The sequence below is a fragment of the Thalassobacterium maritimum genome (assembly GCF_031127805.1).
Lineage (GTDB): Bacteria > Verrucomicrobiota > Verrucomicrobiia > Opitutales > Coraliomargaritaceae > Thalassobacterium > Thalassobacterium maritimum.
The window spans coordinates 1-1,513 of sequence record NZ_JARXHW010000133.1 but is presented as its reverse complement, the minus strand read 5'-3'; the positions used below and the strand labels follow the sequence as shown (position 1 = coordinate 1,513).

Genomic DNA, 1,513 nt, shown 5'->3' with positions numbered 1-1,513 from the left:
AGCGTCTTCAGTAGCCGAGTGCTTTAGCCTCGGTTCGGACCGACCGTTGCTCTCGGCCAGCCCATACGCGAACGGGGTCTAAAGAGCCCCGCTACAGAGAGCGTCTCAAGTAGCCGAGTGCTTTAGCCTCGGTTCCGACCGTCCGTTGCTCTCGGCCAGCCCAGCGCAAACGGGGTCTAAGGAAATTTGAAGTTCTTGAATTTGTCCAGTCATTGACAGCCTGCTGACTGTGCGCATGACTGCATTCAGAACGCACATATGAAAATTCTAGTCACAGGGGGTGCCGGCTTTATCGGTTCAAATCTCGTTCGCACACTGGTTCAGCAGAAAGGCGAATCTGTCGTGAACCTGGATAAATTGAGCTATGCAGGCAAGCTAGAGTCGCTGGCCGATCTCGCGGGGCATCCGAACTATCACTTCGAACAAGTCGATCTGTGCGATCCAGCCGCCTTGCAGACCGTTTTCAGCAAGCATCCGCCCGATGCGGTCATGCACCTCGCCGCCGAGAGTCATGTGGACCGTTCCATCGATGGCCCGGGTGAGTTCATTCAAAGCAATATCGTGGGCACGTTTAATCTACTGCAAGCAAGCCTCGCTTATTGGCAGGCTTTGCCGGAGCGCGAGAGTGGCGAGTCGGGGCCGACGCAGTCGAGTTTTCGTTTCCTCCACGTCTCGACGGATGAGGTCTATGGCTCGTTGGCCACAGATGCGCCGGGCTTTTCAGAAAGCACGCGCTATGACCCGCATTCCCCGTATTCCGCCTCGAAGGCCGCCTCCGATCATTTGGTACGCGCCTGGAGCCATACTTATGGCCTGCCGGTCTTGGTCACTAATTGTTCCAACAATTATGGGCCTTATCAATTCCCCGAAAAGCTGGTTCCCGTAGTGATTATGCAATGCCTACGGGGCGAACCGATACCAGTGTATGGTCAGGGGGAGAATATTCGCGACTGGCTCTATGTGAGCGATCAGGTAGAAGCGCTTTACACCGTGCTCACCAAAGGGCGGGTGGGGGAGACCTACAACATTGGAGGCAACAACGAGCGCCAGAACATCGAACTGGTTAAGATGATCTGCGGCTTAATGGACGAGATGGCGCCAGCGGATTCAATTCAAACTTCAAATTTCAAACTTCAAACTTCGGGCAAACGTCCCAAGTCTTTCCAGGATTTGATCACTTTCGTCAAAGATCGGCCGGGGCACGATCTACGCTACGCGATCGATGCCAGCAAGATCCGCGACGAGCTCGGCTGGGAGCCCCAAGAGGACTACGAGTCCAGTTTCCGGAAAACAGTCCAATGGTATTTAGAGAATCAAGAGTGGTGTCGGCAGGTGCTGTTGCCTGTCAGCAGTGAGAACGTGGGAACGTCCAACGTCCAATGCTCGTTTTTGTAGCCGAGTGCTTTAGCCTCGGTTCGGACCATCCGTTGCTCTCGGCCAGCCCATACGCAAACGGGGTCTAAAGAGCCCCGCTACTAGAGAGCGTCTTCAGTAGCCGAGTGCTTTAGCCTCG

Annotated in this window: 1 protein-coding gene; it reads left to right on the top strand. The window is 54.9% G+C overall.

All coding sequences use genetic code 11. From position 1 onward, the window contains the following. Positions 1-258: 258 nt before the first annotated feature. Entirely contained in the window at positions 259-1,395 is a 1,137-nt protein-coding gene (gene rfbB / locus QEH52_RS19585; protein ID WP_308952649.1) for a dTDP-glucose 4,6-dehydratase, read from the top strand. Positions 1,396-1,513 lie beyond the last annotated feature (118 nt).